This is a genomic window from Streptomyces sp. ERV7, assembly GCF_001653515.1.
GTDB lineage: Bacteria > Actinomycetota > Actinomycetes > Streptomycetales > Streptomycetaceae > Streptomyces.
Window position 1 is genome coordinate 618810 of sequence record NZ_LYOY01000051.1, and the last position, 20479, is coordinate 639288.

At 68.6% G+C, this 20479-nt stretch carries 11 protein-coding genes and 3 pseudogenes; 11 read left to right on the top strand and 3 right to left on the bottom strand.

The annotated features are described in order from the left end of the window. Positions 1-27: 27 nt before the first annotated feature. From A8W25_RS25650 to A8W25_RS25680, 7 genes and pseudogenes are all read left to right on the top strand, one after another. A complete protein-coding gene (locus tag A8W25_RS25650) occupies positions 28-2385 on the top strand; it encodes a collagenase (RefSeq protein WP_067165494.1) in 2358 nt (785 codons plus the stop codon). 79 nt (positions 2386-2464) lie between these two features. Further along, the gene (locus A8W25_RS25655) at positions 2465-3646 is read left to right on the top strand and encodes an NAD(P)/FAD-dependent oxidoreductase (protein ID WP_067167205.1); all 1182 of its coding nucleotides are present in this window, start codon (positions 2465-2467) and stop codon (positions 3644-3646) included. A 146-nt stretch (positions 3647-3792) separates the two neighbouring features. Next, positions 3793-4104: pseudogene (locus A8W25_RS25660) on the top strand ((2Fe-2S)-binding protein); the annotation flags it as partial. Further along, positions 4085-4366, top strand: a pseudogene (locus tag A8W25_RS35630) (FAD-dependent oxidoreductase); the annotation flags it as partial. The pseudogenes A8W25_RS25660 and A8W25_RS35630, both read left to right, overlap by 20 nt. 133 nt (positions 4367-4499) lie before the next feature. Further along, positions 4500-5336: pseudogene (locus tag A8W25_RS35130) on the top strand (ornithine cyclodeaminase family protein); the annotation flags it as partial. 28 nt (positions 5337-5364) lie between these two features. After that, entirely contained in the window at positions 5365-6075 is a 711-nt protein-coding gene (locus tag A8W25_RS25675) for a GntR family transcriptional regulator (protein ID WP_067165500.1), read from the top strand. 191 nt (positions 6076-6266) lie between these two features. Next, positions 6267-7814 carry an MFS transporter gene (locus tag A8W25_RS25680; RefSeq protein ID WP_067165503.1) on the top strand — a complete coding sequence of 516 codons (1548 nt, stop codon included), beginning with the start codon at positions 6267-6269 and terminating at the stop codon, positions 7812-7814. A 53-nt stretch (positions 7815-7867) separates the two neighbouring features. Here the strand turns inward: A8W25_RS25680 and A8W25_RS25685 are convergent, their stop codons facing one another. After that, complete coding sequence (locus tag A8W25_RS25685) at positions 7868-9394, bottom strand: helix-turn-helix domain-containing protein (RefSeq protein ID WP_067165506.1); 1527 nt, start codon at positions 9392-9394, stop codon at positions 7868-7870. Positions 9395-9643: 249 nt separating this feature from the next. Here A8W25_RS25685 and A8W25_RS25690 point away from each other — a divergent pair, with 249 nt between their 5' ends. Further along, positions 9644-10039 (top strand): hypothetical protein, encoded by a 396-nt coding sequence (locus tag A8W25_RS25690; RefSeq protein ID WP_234386576.1) that lies wholly within the window; start codon positions 9644-9646, stop codon positions 10037-10039. A 279-nt stretch (positions 10040-10318) separates the two neighbouring features. Then, positions 10319-13048, top strand: a complete 2730-nt coding sequence (acnA, locus tag A8W25_RS25695; protein ID WP_199831830.1) for an aconitate hydratase AcnA — start codon at positions 10319-10321, stop codon at positions 13046-13048. 267 nt (positions 13049-13315) lie between these two features. On the opposite strand, the gene A8W25_RS25700 is transcribed toward acnA, so the two are convergent. Together A8W25_RS25700 and A8W25_RS35135 are read right to left on the bottom strand one after the other, a co-directional pair. Next, positions 13316-13753: a hypothetical protein gene (locus tag A8W25_RS25700; RefSeq protein WP_158942711.1), complete on the bottom strand. Its 438-nt coding sequence runs from the start codon at positions 13751-13753 to the stop codon at positions 13316-13318. A gap of 92 nt (positions 13754-13845) precedes the next feature. Further along, positions 13846-17838, bottom strand: coding sequence for a polymorphic toxin-type HINT domain-containing protein (locus A8W25_RS35135; RefSeq protein WP_267890399.1), 3993 nt, complete (start codon positions 17836-17838; stop codon positions 13846-13848). Between the two features lie 352 nt (positions 17839-18190). On the opposite strand from A8W25_RS35135, the gene A8W25_RS25710 reads away from it, so the two are divergent. Both A8W25_RS25710 and A8W25_RS25715 read left to right on the top strand, forming a co-directional pair. Further along, positions 18191-18706 carry a hypothetical protein gene (locus A8W25_RS25710; RefSeq protein ID WP_067165514.1) on the top strand — a complete coding sequence of 172 codons (516 nt, stop codon included), beginning with the start codon at positions 18191-18193 and terminating at the stop codon, positions 18704-18706. 107 nt (positions 18707-18813) lie between these two features. Next, complete coding sequence (locus A8W25_RS25715) at positions 18814-20418, top strand: FG-GAP-like repeat-containing protein (protein ID WP_234386577.1); 1605 nt, start codon at positions 18814-18816, stop codon at positions 20416-20418. Positions 20419-20479 lie beyond the last annotated feature (61 nt).

Below are 20479 nucleotides of genomic sequence, written 5' to 3' on the forward strand. Positions count from 1 at the left end.
AAGTCACCTCCCACACAGGAGCTTTCGGTGTCCCAGCTCAGATCCGCGCGCAAGCCGCTGCTCGCCGCCGCCGTCGCGGCGACCCTGCTCGTCACCGCAGGGCAGGCCGCCCAGGCCGCGCAGGCGCCGCACCCCGCGAAGGCCGACGCCTCGCAGGCGCTCCCCGCCTCCCTCGCCGCGCGGCCCACGCCGCCCGCGAACCCGGGCGCGAACCCCTTCGACCAGGTGGACCACCTCGCCAAGGCACCCAAGCAGACGGCCCGTCAGCTGCCCGCGCCCGGTGGGCAGCAGGAAGGCCGAATAGCAGGGCCGCAGACCCGCGCGGTCGTCCCGGCCGCCCACTCCGCACTGCGCGCCGCCGGGGTCGCGTGCACCCTCGACGGCATCACCGGGCTGAGCCCGGAGGGGCTCGCCGACTTCCTCACCGACCCGGCCGTCACCGCCGACGGCTGTCTGCGCGGCCTCGTCTGGACCTGGGACGCGCGCCTCGCGCCGGTCATGTCCGACGCCCATGTGCAGGCCGTCGCCCACCGCGCCACCAGCCTCGCCGCGTCCCACGACGGCAAGAACGGCAGCCATCTGCTGGAGCTGTTCACCTATCTCCACGCGGTCGCGTTCCAGGACTACTCGCACGGCGAGATAGACGTCACCGACCAGCCCACGGTCGACGCGATGCGGGGGGCCGTCGCCGCCCTCGGCTCCGCCGCGCGCACCTTCGACGTCACCCCGCAGAACGCCCAGACCCTGCGCGAGGCGCTCTACGCGGCGAGCGCGCCGGGCCTGCGCCAGCACCAACTCCCGCTGATCAAGCGGGCCCTGGCGACCATGGCGCCGGGCACCCCGACCGCCACCAGCAAGGACTGGGCCGGTGCCGCGCTCGCCGCGCTCTCCGTCAACTACCTCGGCGTCTACCCGGGCAACAAGGACACCGCGTTCCAGGCCGCCGCGGCCGCCGACCCCGCCTACCGCGCCGCCTTCCGCGTCTTCTCCGGCTACACCCACCTCAAGGGCACGGACAACGCCTGGGTGGCCCGCGACGCGCTGTCGGAGTACGGCCGCTTCGGCCAGATCGACGCCGTCAAGAGCCAGATCGTCCCCGACCTCGGCACCCTGCTGCCGACCACGGCGACGAACTTCGGCAAGCTGAGCGCCCCTTGGCTGTCGCTCGCGAGCTGGCTGAACGTCTACGGCCAGTGCGCCCCGTACAACGTGTGCAAGGACCAGATCGAGAACCAGCTCTTCACTCACACGTATACCTACGACAACGGCGCCATCCAGGTCCGCACCGCCCTCGACAAGGCCACCATCGACCAGCTCTACTACGCGAGCAAGCAGGTCAAGTCGCAGTTCTTCCGGGTGCTCGGGACCGACAAGCCGCTCGCCGGAGACCCCAACACCACCCTGCACATCCACCTGTACGCCTCGCGCGCCGACTACGAAGTCTACCAGCCGTTCCTCACGGGGTACTCCACCAACAACGGCGGGATGTACATCGAGGAGGGCGCGACCTTCTACACCTACCAGCGCCGGGTGCCGCAGGACTCCTCGCTCACCCTCGAAGAGCTCTTCCGGCACGAGTACACGCACTACCTCAACGGCCGCTGGGCGGTGCCCGGGACGTTCGGCCAGGGCCCCTGGTACACCGGCGACCGCACCACCGCGATGGACGAGGGGACGGCCGAGTTCTTCGACGGCGGGACCCGGGACGACGGCATCGCCGTACGCAAGTCGCTCGTCAAGGGCATCATCAACGACACGGCGGGCGGCGGCCCCCGTATGTCGGTCAACCAGTTGCTGCACGCCACGTACGACGGCGACGGATTCCGCTTCTACAACTACGCGGGAACCTTCTTCGAGTTCCTGTGGAACGAGCGCCCCTCGCTGCTGCGGGAGATGTACGCGAACCTGCGGGCGAACGACCCGGCCGGCTTCGACGCCTGGCGCGACCGGATGGGCCGGGACGCGGGTCTGCAGAAGGCGTACGACACGTTCCTGGACGAGCAGATCGCCAAGGTCGACACGCTCTTCGTCCCCAACACCACGTACACGCCCAACGCCAAGCTGCGCTACTCCCGCGCCTCGGACGTCCGCGCGGCCTTCGCCAAGGCCACCTCCAGCAACCCGGACTGCGTCGACAACGGCGCCCCCGGCTACCACCGCTTCATCTGCACCGGCAAGATCACCGCGCGCCTCGGGGACGCCAACGACGCCGACCAGGTCTTCCAGGACATGTCCGAGACCGTCGACTACTTCCTCCTGGGCCGGGCCGAGAGGGGCGGCAACAACCTGGCCGACATGAACTGCTCCTTCGGGGCGGTCGACATCTGGGCCGACAAGACCGGCGGAACCTCCAGTTACACCTGTGAGGGCCCGCTGCGCAGCTGACGTCCGCTCTCCAAGGGCCGGGGCGACTCCGACCGCTCCGGCCCTTGGCCGTGCTAGAAGAATGTGACATATTACTGTGGTGCCCAAGAGACACCCCCTGGACGCCGTGATCGTCGGCGCCGGAGTCGTCGGTGCGGCCTGCGCGTACTACGCGGGGCGCTCCGGACTCCGCGTCGCGGTGGTCGACCGCGGTCCCGTCGCGGGCGGCACCACGGGTGCGGGGGAAGGCAATCTGCTCGTCTCCGACAAGGAGGCGGGCCCCGAGCTCGACCTCGCGCTGCTGTCCACCCGACTCTGGCGCGACCTCGCTCACGTCCTCCCACCGGAGATCGAGTACGAGCCCAAGGGCGGTCTCGTCGTGGCGCGTGACGAGACCGCCCTCACGGCGCTGCGCGCGTTCGCCGAGGAGCAGGGCAAGGCCGGCGTGCAGGCGCGGGAGATCACCCCCGAGCGGCTGTACGACCTGGAGCCCCATCTCGCCCCCGGCCTCGCGGGCGGCTTCCGCTACGCGCAGGACGCCCAGGTGCACCCCGCCCAGGCGGCGGCCCAACTGCTGCGGGCGGCACGCCAGTTCGGCGCCGAGGTCCATCTGGAGCGGGCGGTCAAGGAGGTCCTCACCGGGCCGGACGGCCGGATCAGAGGCGTCCGTACCCCGGAGGGCGACCTGCTCGCCCCGGCCGTCGTCAACGCGGCGGGCACCTGGGGCGGCGAGATCGCGGCCCTCGCGGGCACCTCGCTGCCGGTACTGCCGCGCCGCGGCTTCGTCCTGGTCACCGAACCACTGCCGCGTCTGGTGCGGCACAAGGTGTACGCCGCCGACTACATCGCGGACGTCGCCAGCGGCTCGGCCGCGCTGCAGTCCTCCGCGGTGGTCGAGGGGACGCCCTCGGGGCCGGTCCTGATCGGCGCGACACGCGAGCGGGTGGGCTTCGACCGCACCCTGTCGACCGAGGCGTTGCGCCGCCTCGCCGCCCAGGCCGCCGCGCTCTTCCCGGTCCTCGCGGGCGTCCGCGCGATCCGTACGTACCACGGCTTCCGCCCCTATCTCCCCGACCATCTGCCCGCGATCGGCCCCGACCCCCGGGTGCCGGGCCTGCTGCACGCGTGCGGCCACGAGGGCGCGGGCATCGGGCTCGCCCCGGCCACCGGTCTGCTGATCGCCTCCGCGCTGCGGGGCGAGCGAACCGCCCTGGACCTGCGTCCTTTCAGGCCGGACCGGTTCGCGGGGGACGAGCACGAGCACGAGCGGGGGGTCGGCTGATGAGGAAGGTGTACGAGACGGAGGACGGCGGGCGTTCCGGCGCGCCGCGTGCCCGGTGGTGGAACAGGTTCACCGGTGACCTGGCACAGAAGGACGCGGCGAGGCCCACCGTCCCGAACGGCACCGCGACCGGGTCCTCGCCCGCCGCGCCCTCGCCCGCCGCCCTCGTCCGGGCGACGCCCGGGCCCGCCTTCGCCCTCACCTTCGACGGCCGCACGCTCACCGCCCTACCCGGACAGAGCATCGCCGCAGCCCTCTGGGCCGCCGGGATCCTCTCCTGGCGCACCACGCGCGCGGGGGGCGAGCCACGGGGGGCGTTCTGCGGGATCGGCGCCTGCTACGACTGCCTCGCCACCGTCAACGGCCGCCCCAACCAGCGCGCCTGCCTCGTCGCGGCCCGCCCCGGCGACGTCATCACCACCCAGGAGGGCACGGGCCATGCCGACCTCACCCTCTGAACGCGCTGAACGTGCTGAACCCACTGAGCCCGCTGAACTGTCCGACCTCGCCGTCGTCGGTGCCGGGCCCGCCGGGCTCGCCGCCGCCGTGGCCGCCGCCGACCTCGGCCTGAGCGTCACGGTCCTGGACGCGGGGGAGCGGCCCGGCGGGCAGTTCTACCGGCACCCCGCGCCCGGCCTGGGGGCCGCCCGGCCCGAGGCGCTGCACCACGACTGGGAGGCGTTCGCCACGCGCGCGTCCCGGCTCGAAGCCCACCGCGCCGCCGGCCGCGTCACCCACCTGGCCTCCCACCACGTCTGGACGGTCGTACGGGACGCGGCCACGGGGGAGTGGCTGCCGCACGCCGTGGCGAGCGGCCCCGCGGGGCGGTTGCGCCCCCGAGCCGCACCCGCCGCGCGTCAACCTGCCGGTCGCGGCGGGCGAACTGCTGCTGATGCCCGCCGCCTCCGGGGCGTACGCGGGGGTGAAGATCGCGGGCGTCGCCCCGGCCAACCCCGCGCGCGGCCTGCCCCGGATCACCGGCAGCTATCTGCTCCTGGACGGTGCGAGCCTGCTGCCGCTCGCGCTCCTGGACGGCGCGGCCCTGACGACCCTGCGTACCCCGGCCGTCTCCGCCGTCGCGCTCGCGCACCTGGCGGAGCCGGACGCGGCCCGCCTCGTCCTGTTCGGCGCGGGCCCGCAGGCGTACGGGCACCTTCGAGCGGCTCTGGCCGTACGGGAGTTGAAGGCCGTCACCGTGGTCGCCCGCAGCCCCGAGGCCGGTGAGGCGCTGGTGGCGTACGCCCGGACGCTGGGTGTGGAGGCGTGCGGGGGAACCCCGGACGACGTCCGCGACGCCGACCTCGTCATCTGCTGCACCACCGCCCGCGAGCCGCTGTTCGACGGCCGTCTCGTCCCGGACACGGCGACCGTGATCGCGGTCGGCTCGCACGAGCCGGGCGCCCGCGAGACCGACTCGGAGCTGGTGCGGCGCTCGGCGGTGTACGTGGAGTCACGGGCGGTGGCTCTGCGCGAGGCGGGGGACCTGCTGATCCCGCTGAACGAGGGGGCGATCGGGCCCGGCCGGATCGCGGGCACCCTCGCCGAGCTCGTCAACGGGCGGGCCACCGCTCCACCCGACCGCCCCCGCCTCTTCAAAAGCGTGGGTATGTCCTGGGAGGATCTGGCAGTGGCGGCGGCACTGCACCGTGCACGGTGCGACCCGGCAGAGCAACGTGACATTGTACGCTGAGCCTCCGCGGATTCACGGAGGAAGTGCCATGGGCGACCTGAAACAGCGCAATCTCATCACGGCCCAGGAACGCCTGCGCGACCAGGTCGCCCACGCCCTGCGCGCCGCCCTGGTCGCCGGTGAACTCCGCCCGGGCAACATCTACTCCGCCCCGGGGCTGGCCGCGGACTTCGGCATCTCGGCCACCCCGGTCCGCGAGGCGATGCTGGACCTGGCCCGCGAGGGGCTCGTCGAACCCGTACGGAACAAGGGTTTCCGCATCACCGAGGTGAGCGAGCGCGACCTCGACCAGTACACCGAGCTCCGCGCGATGATCGAGGTGCCCACCGTCGGCAGGGTCACCCAGCTGGCGAGCGTGGAGCAGCTGGAGGAACTCCGGCCCATCGCCGAGGAGATCGTCGCCCACGCCCGCGAGCACAACCTCATCGGCTATCTCGACGCCGACCGCCGCTTCCACCTCCAGCTCCTCGGCCTCGCGGGCAACGAGCGGCTCGTCGAGACCGTCGGCGATCTGCGCAAGCGCTCCCGCCTCTACGGACTGACCAGGCTCGACGAGCGCGGCCAGCTCATCTCCTCCGCCGAGGAGCACATCGAGCTCCTCGACCTGATGGTGGCGGGCGACGAACGCGCCGCCGAGGAGTGCATGGCCCGCCACCTGAGCCATGTCCGCTCGCTGTGGGCGCAGGCCCGCGACGAACCGGTGGAGCCGCGCCCCAAGCGCACGCTGGGCAAGCGGTGACCACCGCAGGGTGACGGCCGCGGTGACTCCCGTACGGTGAGGGCTTCGCGGCGGTGAAGGCCCGCGCCCGCACCGGTTCTTGACCGGGCCGGGCGCGGGCCTTGATCGACTGGTGACGGCCCCGGCCCGGGTTTACGGTCGACAAGTGGACGGGATCCGTCCACTGTCCCTCGTACGAGGGCAGGTCCGCCATGACGAGTTCGCAGCCGACACCCACGACCGACACCGCCGCCCCCGACAGCAGAGGCGGCGGCAAGGGGATCGCGCTCCTGGTCATCGCCTCGTGCCAGTTGATGGTGGTGCTCGACATCACCATCGTGAACATCGCCCTTCCGCACATCCAGAGCGCCCTGGACTTCTCCACGACCAGCCTGGCCTGGGTGGTCAGCGCCTACACGCTCACCTTCGGCGGTCTGCTGCTGCTCGGCGGCCGGACCGGCGACATCCTCGGCCGGCGCCGCGTCTTCGTCTTCGGCGTCATACTCTTCGCGATCGCCTCCCTGCTGGGCGGACTGGCCCAGGACTCCGGCCAGTTGCTGGCCGCGCGCGCCTTCCAGGGCGTCGGCGGCGCCATCGCCTCGCCGACCGCGCTGGCCCTGATCACCACCACGTTCACCGAAGGCCCCGAGCGCAACCGGGCGTTCGGCGTCTTCGCGGCGGTCTCCGCGGGCGGCGGCGCGATCGGCCTGCTCGCGGGCGGCATCCTCGTCGAATGGCTCGACTGGCGCTGGGTGTTCTTCGTCAATGTGCCGATCGCGGCGCTGATCGTGCTCGCCACGCCCCGGCACATCAAGGAGTCCGAGCGCCATCCCGGGCACTTCGACCTCCTCGGCGCGCTCACCTCGACACTCGGTATGACCGCGCTGGTCTACGGCTTCATCCGGGCCGCCCAGGAGGGCTGGCGCGACCCGTACACCCTGGGGTCGTTCGGCGCCGCCGTGCTGCTGCTCATCGTGTTCGTCCTGGTGGAGCGGCGTTCGGAGCGTCCCATCACCCCGCTGCACATGTTCGCCGACCGCAACCGGGCGGGCACCTACGGCATCATGCTGAGCCTCGCCGCCGCGATCTTCGGCATGTTCTTCTTCCTGACCCTGTTCGTGCAGAACGTGCTGGACTTCAGCCCGCTGAAGGCCGGGCTCGCCTTCCTGCCGGTCAGCGCCGTCATCGCGGTGGGCGCGGGCATCGCCTCGCAACTGCTGCCGAAGTACGGGCCCAAGCCGTTCATGGTGACGGGCTCGGTGCTGGCCGCCGCGGGACTGTCGTGGCTGACGCTCACCGACATCCACTCCACGTACGCGGGCAGCATCCTGGGCCCGATGCTCGTCTTCAGCCTCGGCATGGGCCTGAACTTCGTCTCGCTGACCCTGATGGCCGTCTCGGGCGTACCGGTGCACGAGACCGGCGCCGCCTCGGGCATGCTCAACGCCACCCAGCAGGTGGGCGGCTCGCTCGGGCTGTCCATCCTGGTCACCGTCTTCGGCACGGCCAGCCGCAACGAGGCGAGCGACCAGGTGCCGAAGTTCCTGCGCCAGGCGAACCCCGCCGAGCGCCTGGCGTTCCAGCGCACCGGTCAGCTCCCGCGACCCTGGAGCGACCAGGTGCTCGCCTCCGGGGTCGCCACCGCCTTCATCGTGGCCGCGATCTTCGCGATCGTGGCGGCGGTGATAGCCCTGCTGGCCATCCAGGTCCGTCCCGCGGACCTGGAACGCCTCCAGGGCGGAGTGACCCCCGGTCCCTGAGGCCGCCCGGCGGGGACGATCTCAGGGACCGGGGACCCACGCGTGCGTGGTTGCTAGATGTCCCGGAAGATCTCGATCTGCGCGCCCACCGAGTTGAGGCGCTCCGCCAGCTCCTCGTAGCCGCGGTTGATCACGTACACATTGCGCAGGACCGACGTGCCCTCCGCCGCCATCATCGCGAGCAGGACCACCACCGCCGGGCGCAGGGCGGGCGGGCACATCATCTCCGCGGCGCGCCAGCGGGTCGGGCCCTCGACGAGCACCCGGTGCGGGTCGAGCAGCTGGAGGCGACCGCCGAGGCGGTTGAGGTCCGTGAGGTAGATCGCACGGTTGTCGTAGACCCAGTCGTGGATGAGGGTCTTGCCCTGCGCCACGGCCGCGATCGCCGCGAAGAACGGCACGTTGTCGATGTTGAGCCCGGGGAACGGCATCGGGTGGATCTTGTCGATCGGCGCCTCCAGCTTGGAGGGGCGGACCGTGAGGTCGATCAGCCGGGTGCGGCCGTTGTCGGCGGCGTACTCCGCGGAGCGGTCGTGGTCCAGGCCCATCTCCTCCAGGACCGCGAGCTCGATCTCCAGGAACTCGATCGGCACCCGGCGGATCGTCAGCTCCGACTCGGTGACCACGGCGGCGGCCAGCAGGCTCATCGCCTCGACCGGGTCCTCGGAGGGCGAGTAGTCGACGTCCACGTCGATGTTCGGCACGCCGTGCACGGTCAGCGTGGTGGTGCCGACGCCGTCGACCCGTACGCCCAGCGCCTCCAGGAAGAAGCAGAGGTCCTGGACCATGTAGTTGGAGGAGGCGTTGCGGATGACGGTGACGCCGTCGTGGCGGGCGGCGGCCAGCAGCGCGTTCTCGGTCACCGTGTCGCCGCGCTCGGTCAGCACGATCGGGCGGTCCGGCGCGGTCCGCGTCACCTCGGCGTGGTAGATGCCCTCGGTGGCCGTGATGTCCAGGCCGAAGCGGCGCAGGGCGATCATGTGCGGCTCGATGGTGCGCGTACCGAGGTCGCAGCCGCCCGCGTACGGCAGCCGGAAACGGTCCATACGGTGCAGCAGCGGGCCGAGGAACATGATGATGGAGCGGGTCCGGCGGGCGGCGTCCGCGTCCATGCCGTCCATGTCGAGGTCGGCCGGGGGCACGATCTCCAGGTCGACGCCGTCGTTGATCCAGCGGGTGCGCACCCCGATGGAGTTGAGGACCTCCAGGAGCCGGAAGACCTCCTCGATACGGGCCACCCGGCGCAGCACCGTGCGGCCCTTGTTGAGGAGGGAGCCGCAGAGGAGCGCCACACAGGCGTTCTTGCTCGTCTTGACGTCGATGGAGCCGGAGAGACGGCGCCGGCCGACCACCCGCAGATGCATGGGCCCGGCGTAGCCGAGCGAGACGATCTCGCTGTCGAGTGCTTCGCCGATGCGGGCGATCATCTCAAGGCTGATGTTCTGGTTCCCGCGCTCGATGCGGTTCACGGCGCTCTGGCTCGTGCCCAGAGCCTCGGCCAACTGCGTCTGTGTCCAGCCCCGGTGCTGACGGGCGTCACGGATGAGCTTGCCGATGCGTACGAGGTAGTCGTCTGACATGGCGGCAGGTTATCTCACATATGAGATGAGATTCCTGTTGGGGTGCGCCGTCCGGGTGGGGTTCGCGTGGGGATCGTGTGCGGAACCCAGGTGAAACACCGTCAGTTCTGATGCTGCGGGGACGGCCGCCGCCCAGCAACCGGAGGGCTCGCGTCCGACTCCACTCGGGTGCGGCTACCCACGTTCGGCCGGTCCACTCCGAGTACGCGTACTCATGCCACGCGCGCGTGGCGCGGCTTGGCTGTTCCCATGCCGAAGCAGCTCTCCGCCAGTGTCGAGGACGACAACCTCCGCGCCGCCGTCGCCCGGTTCGACGACCGGATGCCCAGCCGCTGGACCGCGCCGGTGATCTCCACGGTCCTGACGCTCCCCGCCGCCTTCCTGGCCCTGGTCTTCGCCGGGCTCTCGCCGATGGCCTGCGACAGCTGCGACCAGGCGCAGAACGCGCGCTTCACACCGAGTTTCGACACCGCCTTCGCCGTCTTCCAGGCCGGTCTGCTGCTCGCCCTGACGTTGCTGCTGGTGAGCTGGGTGCTGCCGTGGCGGCGGCGCCTCGCGCCCCGCCGCGTCCTGTTCGCCGTGCTCGCCCCGCTCTGCGTCATCTGTTCCTACGTGACGTTCGTCGCGATGGTCGACTGGCCGTGACGACCACGTCGGCCGGCGGTCGCGACGACCGGCCGCCTTCGACCGTTTTCGCCCCTTCGTGAGGGCATGCCTCGACTACCCCGGGTGTATCAGGGCGCGTGCCCGCGCATGACCAGCGGCCGCCCATGTACTAGAGTTATCTCGACATCGAGATATCTGCCGAGGCGCACCGCGGCCGCACGCATCGTCACAGTGGCGGTAAGGGTGACCTAACTTAGCCTTACCTTAGCGGATTGGCTATCCCGCGTGACGGCAGGATGCGGTGGAACGCGCACATATATGAAGGAGACTGTCGTGTCGGCGAACAGCTTCGACGCCCGCAGCACGCTGCAGGTGGGCGACGAGTCGTACGAGATCTTCCGGCTGGACAAGGTCGAGGGCTCCGCGCGCCTCCCTTACAGCCTGAAGGTGCTGCTGGAGAACCTGCTCCGTACCGAGGACGGCGCGAACATCACCGCCGACCACATCCGGGCGCTCGGCGGCTGGGACTCCCAGGCGCAGCCCAGCCAGGAGATCCAGTTCACGCCGGCCCGCGTGATCATGCAGGACTTCACCGGCGTGCCCTGTGTCGTCGACCTCGCCACCATGCGTGAGGCCGTCAAGGAGCTCGGCGGCGACCCGGCGAAGGTCAACCCGCTCTCCCCGGCCGAGCTGGTCATCGACCACTCCGTCATCGCCGACAAGTTCGGCACCAAGGACGCGTTCGCGCAGAACGTGGAGCTGGAGTACGGCCGCAACAAGGAGCGCTACCAGTTCCTGCGCTGGGGCCAGACCGCCTTCGACGACTTCAAGGTCGTCCCGCCGGGCACCGGCATCGTCCACCAGGTCAACATCGAGCACCTCGCTCGTACGGTCATGATCCGTAACGGCCAGGCCTACCCCGACACCCTCGTCGGCACCGACTCGCACACCACCATGGTCAACGGCCTCGGTGTGCTGGGCTGGGGCGTCGGCGGCATCGAGGCCGAGGCCGCGATGCTCGGCCAGCCGGTCTCGATGCTCATCCCGCGCGTCGTCGGCTTCAAGCTGACCGGTGAGCTGAACCCGGGCACCACCGCCACCGACCTGGTCCTCACGATCACCGAGATGCTGCGCAAGCACGGCGTCGTCGGCAAGTTCGTCGAGTTCTACGGTGAGGGCGTCGCCGCCACCTCGCTGGCCAACCGTGCCACCATCGGCAACATGTCGCCGGAGTTCGGCTCCACCGCCGCGATCTTCCCGATCGACGACGAGACGCTGAAGTACCTGCGCCTGACGGGCCGCGACGCCCAGCAGGTCGCCCTCGTCGAGGCGTACGCCAAGGAGCAGGGCCTCTGGCTGGACCCGGCCGCCGAGCCGGACTTCTCCGAGAAGCTGGAGCTCGACCTCTCCACGGTCGTCCCCTCCATCGCCGGCCCGAAGCGCCCGCAGGACCGCATCGTGCTCGCGAACGCCGCCCAGCAGTTCGCGCTCGACGTCCGCAACTACGTCGAGGACGACGACGAGGCGGGCAAGGAGTCCTTCCCGGCCTCCGACGCCCCGGCCTCCGCCAACGGCGTGCCGAGCCGCCCGACGCTGGTCACCCTGGCCGACGGCTCCTCGTTCGAGATCGACCACGGCGCCGTCACCGTCGCCGCGATCACCTCGTGCACCAACACCTCGAACCCGTACGTCATGGTCGCCGCGGCCCTCGTCGCGAAGAAGGCCGTGGACAAGGGCCTGACCCGCAAGCCGTGGGTCAAGACCACGCTGGCCCCGGGCTCGAAGGTCGTCACCGACTACTTCGACAAGGCCGGCCTCACGCCGTACCTCGACAAGATGGGCTTCAACCTCGTCGGGTACGGCTGCACCACCTGCATCGGCAACTCCGGTCCGCTGGACGAGGAGATCTCGAAGGCGATCAACGAGCACGACCTCGCGGTCACCTCGGTACTCTCCGGCAACCGCAACTTCGAGGGCCGGATCAACCCCGACGTCAAGATGAACTACCTGGCGTCCCCGCCGCTGGTCGTCGCGTACGCCATCGCCGGTTCGATGAAGGTCGACATCACCACCGAGGCGATCGGCACCGACACCGAGGGCAACCCGGTCTTCCTCAAGGACATCTGGCCCACCGAGGCCGAGGTCAACGACGTCGTGGCCAACGCCATCGGCGAGGACATGTTCAACAAGTCCTACCAGGACGTCTTCGCGGGTGACGCGCAGTGGCAGGCGCTGCCGATCCCGACCGGCAACACCTTCGAGTGGGACCCGCAGTCCACCTACGTCCGCAAGCCCCCTTACTTCGAGGGCATGCAGATGGAGACGACCCCGGTCACCGACATCGCGGGCGCGCGCGTCCTGGCCAAGCTGGGCGACTCGGTCACCACCGACCACATCTCCCCGGCCGGTGCGATCAAGGCCGACACCCCGGCCGGCAAGTACCTCACGGAGCACGGCGTGGGCCGCCGCGACTTCAACTCCTACGGCTCGCGCCGTGGCAACCACGAGGTCATGATCCGCGGCACGTTCGCGAACATCCGTCTGCGCAACCAGATCGCGCCGGGCACCGAGGGCGGCTTCACCCGCGACTTCACCGTCGAGGGCGCCCCGGTCTCCTTCATCTACGACGCCTCGCAGAACTACCAGGCCGCCGGCACCCCGCTGGTCATCCTGGCGGGCAAGGAGTACGGCTCGGGCTCGTCCCGCGACTGGGCCGCCAAGGGCACGGCGCTGCTCGGCGTCAAGGCCGTCGTCGCCGAGTCGTACGAGCGCATCCACCGCTCGAACCTCATCGGCATGGGCGTCCTCCCGCTCCAGTTCCCGGAGGGCGCCACGGCCGCCTCCCTGGGCCTGACGGGCGAGGAGACCTTCGCCATCACGGGCGTCACCGAGCTGAACGACGGCACGACCCCGCGCACGGTGAAGGTCACCACGGACACGGGCGTGGAGTTCGACGCGGTGGTCCGCATCGACACCCCCGGTGAGGCGGACTACTACCGCAACGGCGGCATCATGCAGTACGTGCTGCGGAACCTGATCCGCGGCTAGCGGATCACCGCTGCCTTGCATCAGGGAAGGGCCGGGCCGGATGTTCGCGAGAGGGTGCGCGGCCGCTTCTCCCAGCTGCGTGGGTACGTCCGCAGGGCGGCGAAACAGCGAGCATCGACGGTGAGGTGCTCGCCACCGCGGTCCACGCGCGGGCAGCGGCTGCGCCTGCGGACTCTGCGCCCGTCCCTTGGGTTATCGAAGCCGAGCCGGTTTCTCGGCCTTGCCACACCTCTCTTCTGTCTCAAGCCGACCCTGCGGCGCACGTCCTCAGTCATCGCTCTCAGGCGCCACCGTGATGGTCACGCCAAATTCCTCCCGCAGGTTTTCCGCGAATTCCTTACAGCCTTGGTGGGGCACGGCCAAGTTCCACCAGGCACGGTTGGTACGGTCTTTTACCGGTAGGGGCACGGTGGCGATCTGGCGGAACTTCTCATCAATGACGGAAACTTTCGCGTGGAATAGGTCGTACCCGTCGAGACGAGAGAGTTCACGGTCGTTCAGAGCGGCTTCAATGGCATCCCGGACTTGCAAGTCGAAGTGGTACTCGTAGAGAGAGTCGTCGTAACCGCTCTCGCACGTCGTGACGAACCCCCTCCACAAGCCGAGATCGACCGCAGCTTGATGGACTCTGTTCCTCCCGCATTCGAGCTGAACTTCCACATACCGGTCCAGGAATTCTCGGCTGAGACTCAATTTCGTATCCACTTCTTAAGGTTGCCGGAGGGGCGCCGCAGTGAGAGATGCGACGCCCCTCCGGGAGATCAGGCGCCAGTCGACTGCGCGGCGATTCGCGTCGACTAAGGAATAAGTCTTCCTGAGAAAATCTTCATCTGCTCCTGCCAGTATTCTGCACCATGATCCGGCCGAAAGAATGTGGAAATCGTTCCACTGCTATTTCTGACGCCGAAGTATCCGCTTTTCGGGTCGAATCGGAAGAGGGTGCCGGAGTCTGTGACGTAATCACCAGACCTGGGTTCTCCGGAGAGGAATTTACTCGCCGCCTTCTTGTAGTTGTTGAACCCGTTGCGGCCGTTGAACTCCGCCATGTCCGGGCTGGGGGTCGGCTCACCGCTCTTGGGGAACTTGAAATTACCCCTCTGGTTGAGGTCGACACCAAAGGCATGCTTGAGCCAGTGGGTCAGTGCGGACCGGGCGGAGTTGAATTCAGGTCCGCAGTCAGAGTTGTGAACGAGAACCGGTGTTTTTCCTGCGAAGACATAGTAGGTGTGGAGGTCGTCAACGGTCAGGTTGTAGGTGCGTGCGTGCTTGCTGTAGGCGCGATTGGCCTGGACACGGACAGTGCCCCGGTCGGTGCTGAGGAGCTCTGTGCCGGGAGTCAGTGCGTTCGCATCCAGCCAGCGGTGCGCGGATGGGCTCCAGAACGGGTGCTCGTAGGTGGTGGTGAGCTTCTGTGGCCCGTTCGCTGTTGCGATGGTCAGTTCGTTGAACCGCTTGTCGTCCTCGGTGATGATCAAGTCGGTGACCCGGCGCGGTCCGGTCTTGCCAGCGACGGGGTCGGTTGCCAGGACCTCATCACCGGCGTGGACGTCCTCGATGTTCTTCGAGGACCGGTCGGCCATCAGCACCTTGGTGCCGGGCAAGAAGCACTTGGTGCAGAAAGTCGGTTGGCGCTCACCGTCGCTGATCGCATCCAGCGTTTTCGCGATGAGCCGCATCTGCCACTTGTAGGCCAGCTGTTGGGACAAGTCCCCGCAGGCCCAGAGGTCGTAGTCCGCGCAGCTCACCAGCGAGCTCATGTGAAGGGCGTAGTTCGCGTACCCGTACAGCTTGTTCATGGCAGCTTCGAAGGCAGGTGCCATGGAAAGGATGTCGCAGGCTGTCTCGTTGTGCTGGCACCAGCGGCCGGGGGTGTCGCGTGCTTCCTGGCAGGTGACGAATCCGCACCGGTACCGCTCTCGGGCTTGAGCTCCAGGGTCCTGTGCGGCCTTCCTCCGTGCTTCCTCTTCAGCCCGCATTTTGGTAACGGCCGCGTTGAAGGCTTCCTTGGCTGCCTTGGCCGCGGTGTCCGCGTCCTTACCCGCGGCGGTCGCAGAGGCCCGGGCGTCATCGGCAGCGGCCCATGCCGCTGAAGCGGAGAAGTGCGCCGATGCCGCCGACAGCTGTGCCTGGTCGGCCGAAGTGGACGCCTTGTTGGCTGCTTCCTGGGCATTGTTGGCGGCATCGCGGGCGGTCTTCGCCGAGGCCGCCGCCTGGGCCGCCGAGGCCTCGGCCTCCCGGGCGGACCGGGCCGCGCGGTCAGCGTAGGTCTTGGCCTCGCGCTTCCTTTCTTCGGCCTCCTTGGCTGCAGCGTCGGCCTCGTCGGATGCCTTGCGGGCGAAGAACGCGGCATAGCGTGCTTCTGCGGCGTTCTGCTGAGCTGTGGCGGCCACCTTGGACGCCTCGGCGATCAGCTGCTGGACCTGCGAGACATGCGTCGCGGCGAGGAGGTCCTGCTGCTGGGCCTTGTACTGACCCACCTCGGTGAAAGCGTGCAGTTGGCGAGCCGGACCTTCCAGGGCGATCCGGGCCTCCGCTTTGACCTGGGGGCCTCCGCTGTCGAACAACTGGGCGGCGCGGACACGTTCGTCCTCGGTCCGGGCCGTGTACTGCGTGACGCCGATGAATTCCCGGTACTTGTCGATAGTCGCCGAATCGAGTGCCGCGCGCCCTGCTTCCGCCACGCCGCGGCCGCCCTTGTCGATGATCTGGGCGATGTGGACACGCAAGTCCGGAGCCGCGACCTCGTACTGGCCGTTGGCCAGGAACGCGGTGATCTGTGCGGCATCCCCCTTGAGGGCTGCCTCCGCGGCGGTACGTACCGAGCTGATCGGGCTTTCCCCGGCCAGTTCTTCGACACGGTCGCGGTCGTCCTGCTGGGCGGCCTCCAATCGGCCGGTGCGCAAGTAGTCGGCGACTACCTGGCTCGTGCCGGAGAGCGCCGACTCAGCGGCCGCTTGGCTCCACGGCGGACCTGTCTTCAGGGTCAGCAGGGCGAGCTTGCGGCCCTTGGCGTCGACAGAGGCGGGATCGGAGCCGGGCTGGGACACCTCGGTGGCCAGGCGCTCGGCTTCGGCCCGGAGGTCTTTGGCCTGCTGGGCTGCCTTGGCTTTGTTCCTCTGGTCGAGCTCGTCCTTGGCTTTGAGGTCCTGAGCGCGTGCGATGCTCTCGTTCGTACGAGTGGTGAGAGCTTCGGCTTCGACCTGTCGAGCCAGGTCATGGGTGGACTGGGCCTTGGCCGCAGCGCTGCCGGCCGCGTCTGCTGCTTCGGTGGCGGCCTTGGCACGGGCTTCGGACTGGGTAGCGGCAGTATCGGCCTCACCTGCATGGGCGGCTGCGTTGTCGGCGGCCTCGGCCGCTTTCTCCGCGTGTCCGGCGGCAGAATTGGCCGCATCCCGGGACTGCCCCGCAGCGGTTGCCGCCTTTCGTGCGAGAGCTTCCGCTGCGAGGGCCGCGCGGTTCGCTTCCCTTGCGTGCCTGCGGGCAGCGGCTGCGGCCTCGCGAGCCTCGGCGGCCCGGCCGTCTGCCTGGTCGACGTAGGTGCTGGCCTCTTCAGCTGCCGTGGCGGCATCGTTCGCATTGCCGCCGGCGCTCAATGCAGCGAGCGCGGCGTCCCCTGCGGCGGATGCCGCGACACTGGCCTGGCCAGCGGCGTCCGCGGCCAAATGAGCACCCTTGGCAGCGGTCCGCGCCCCTTCGGCTGCCTGCCTTGCCGCCGATGCCTTGTTCTTGTCCAGGGCGGCAGCGGCGGCCGCGCTCTGCGCGCGGGACGCTGCCTGGGCTGCGCCCGCGGCTGCAGCCGCGGCCTGGGAAGCAGCGTTGGCCGCGATTCGTGCCGAGTTGTTGGCCGCACGGGCCGCGTCGATCGCCTGCTGCGCGGCAGCCGCAGCCTGATTGGCGGCTGTGGCCGCCTCCTTGGCCTTCGCGGCAGCTGTGTCGGCGTCGTTCTTGGCGAGCGCGGTCTCGGCCGCCGCCTTCTCGGCGTCCTTCTTGGCCTGCTTCGAGGCGGTGACGGCACGTGCTGATGCGTCCTTGGCGGCCTCGGTCTCCGCTGCGGCCTGACGGCCTGCCTCGCGCGCCTGGGCCGCGAGCTGGGCAACGGTGGCGTACTCCTGGTCACGTGACCGTGCCACATACTGGCCGACCTGGAGGAACTCCCGGATGTCGTCCGGCGTTCCGTTCAGCGCGATTCGCCCGGCGGCTACTACATTGGCGCCGCCGGTGCTGAGGATCTGCGCCAGCTCGACGCGATCATCCTGATCACGCTGGGTGTACTGACCCTGTTCGAGGAAGGCGTCGATGTCCTCGGGCGTGCCATTGAGGGCTTTGCGGCCAGCCTCTTGGACTCCACGGCCACCCGTGTTGATGACCTGAGCCACCCGGACCCTTTGGTCCTGCTCTAGAGGGGCTTTCCAGCCATCTTTGAGAAAGGACCTGAGTTCCTCAGGGGTGCCCCCGAGAGCTTTGAGTGCTGCTTCCTGGACCCCCCGCCCGCCTACGTTGATGAGCTGGCCGGCCGCGACTCGATTATCGGCGAACTCGGTTTTGTCCTTGACCTGTTCAAGGAAGTACTTCACGTCGGAGTCGCTACCGAGCAGCGCGGCTTCCGCTGCGGCCTTCATCGCGGTTCCGCCGGCTTTCCACAGCTCCAGAACCTGTCCTCGAGCCGTGGGAGTGGGGGAACCAGCGTCTGTTGCGGAGGCAACGGGCTCCGCAGCCGTGGCTGGTTCGGATCCCAGGAGCCCTGTCGTCAGGATGGTGGACAACAGGCAGAGGCCTAGCGTGCGTAGCACGCTTGATGTCCCCCGCGTTGCGTCTTTCCAGCCCGCTCTTCGTTTCAAAGCGACACTCATCTCGTTTTCCGGCATGGCCAGTTGCCGTATTTCGGCGTCGAGAGCATAGCTGTTGGCTTTATGGCGTCTTCGCCAAGTCCTGCTCGTTGGCAGAACGGGAGGCAAAGTTGGCTTAAATGTCTCGGAGGCTGCATGGAGTAGGGGTTTTTGAAACGGCCGAAAACGTGATCCTGTGAAGCAGGTCACGTTGACATTCTTGGCCGGGCGCCGGGTATTTTGGGCTTGGGGATTTAGTTCATTAGTTGTGCGTGGGGGACGCGGCTTGTGGTCACCCGCGCCCGGAAGGACGTCGGTGACTTCTCTCATCCGTAAGCTGATCGTGGCTGGAAGTGCTATTGCGCTGGGGGCCGCTATCGGCGTTCCTGCCTTTGCCTCAGCCGACCCCTCCTCCACGCCTTCGGTGGCAGTCGGCGCGAACGACCTCCCGTCTACGGGGGTCGAGGACTTTGCGTACCCCGGTGCGGCAAGGGTCGAGGCGGACAGGAAGATTACGTTGATCAAGGGAGACGGCCACATTGTGCTTGCCGACTCCTGTGACGGCTCGCCGCAGCAAATCAAAGTATGGACGCGGAACAACGACAGCAAAGATGTCTGCTTCCGTGTCATCGGCAAAAGCGGATACCTGGCCATGAAGATCACCGATGTATGGGCTGTGGAGACGAAGGATCACCCTGTCACTGCAGACCTGACGGCCGATGGCGGCAAGACGCATCAGACCGTCGATGTAGAGCCCGGTCATTTCAAGGCCGTGGGTGAGGCGACAGGTTCTCAGCCCACGGCCCTCCTTGAGCTGAGGGCGACCGGATGAAATGGCAAACCTCTGAGCCTGGTCGATGGGCAGCTGCAGGAAGGCTGAAGTCGTCCGGTATTCAACGGCTAGTTGCGGGCCGCAGGGTTGGGCGTTCGACGAGAAAGATGAAGATGACTGACAGACGTTCGCGCTGGGCTCGGGTAGCCAGCCTGTCCACCGCCGTTGTTGTTTCCGGGGCGGCCATGAGTTCACATGCTGCGGCGGTGGTGGGGAGTTTCGTCGATGACGGTGCATACTCCTTCGCCGTCAAGATTCACATCGGTGAAGGCCAGCGGACCTGCTCCGGTGCCCTGGTAGACCCCCAGTGGATTCTGACTGCGGCGAGTTGCTTCGCCGACAACCCTCAAGAGGGGTTTGTCATCCCTGCTGGGGCCCCGAAGATGAAGGCTGTGGTCACGCAGACGGGCGGCAGCCTGGACAAGCTCACCGAGGAGTTCCACAGCAGCAGGGTCCTCGAACTGGTTCCCGCCCAGGGGCGCGATCTCGTCATGGCCAGGCTCTCGCCGATAAATTGGGCGGCCCCCGGCAGCACCACGAACGGAGTGCGGCCTGCGTTCCGCGATGCCGCCCCGATTCAGGTCGCCACCGCACCGCCCGTCGAGGGTGAGGCGCTGCGAGCGGCCGGATACGGCCGCACGAAGGACGAATGGGTGCCTGACAGGGCGCACACAGGCTCCTTCGTCGTGGGCGCTGTAGCAGGTGACAGCTTCGGCATCGACAAGAAGGCGGGATCCGAGGCGGGCCTCTGCAAGGGCGACGCCGGCGCTCCCGTATTCCGGGAGAAGGACGGCAAGGTCGAGCTGGTCGGTATTAACAGCCGGTCCTGGCAGGGGGGCTGCTTCGGAGAGAGTGAGACCCGCACTGGAGCTGTAGAGAGCCGACTCGACGACGTCAGCAAGTGGATCCAGAAGACTCGCCTCCCTGCCAGGCCTCCGGCTCTGAGCGCGGTGACGACGACTGGCGATTTCAATCGCGACGGTCGTACTGACGTTGCCGCGGTGCTGGATGACGGAGCACTGCACGTGTACTACGGCAACGCGGACGGGGCGCTCGAGTACGGGCGTCTGCTGTGGGCATACGACGGTTCCTGGAGTTCGGCCAAGAGGATCATCGGCGGCGATTTCAACGGCGATGGTCTGAGTGACATCGCGGCCGTCGCGGCAGACGGCAAGCTGCGTCTGTATCAGGGACGTCCGAATGGCAGTCTTGCCGAGGGCAGGCAGATGTGGCCGGACAACTCCTGGTCGACGATGCTGCAGGTCGCCCGATACAAGTCGGACACCTCCGGTCGTGACGGACTCATCGCTGTCTGGGGCGACGGCTCGCTGTACTCGTACGCCACCAACACCGACGGCACTCTCAGTGGCCAGAAGCGTCAAATGTGGCGTGACAGTACGTGGAAGCCGGTGAAGCAGATCGCCAGTGGCGATTTCAACGGCGACGGGCGCGACGACCTCGCGGCCATCACCAGTGACGGCGGACTGCGGGGCTACCACGGCAACGCCCAGGGTCTGCTCAACGAAGGCGTCTCCATCTGGGGCGACAAGTCGTGGAGCAACGCGAACGTCCTCATGAGCGGCGATGTGAACGGCGACGGCAAGTCCGACCTCGTGGGGCTCTGGACCGGTTCGCAGGCACTGAGGCTTTACAAGGGCAACGGCATGTCGGTCTTCGCGGACGGTGTGTCCTTGTGGTCTCAGCCATCGTGACTCATGACGCCTGAACCCTCGTAGAGGCAACTACGAATGGGCCGCACTCCCGAAAGGAGTG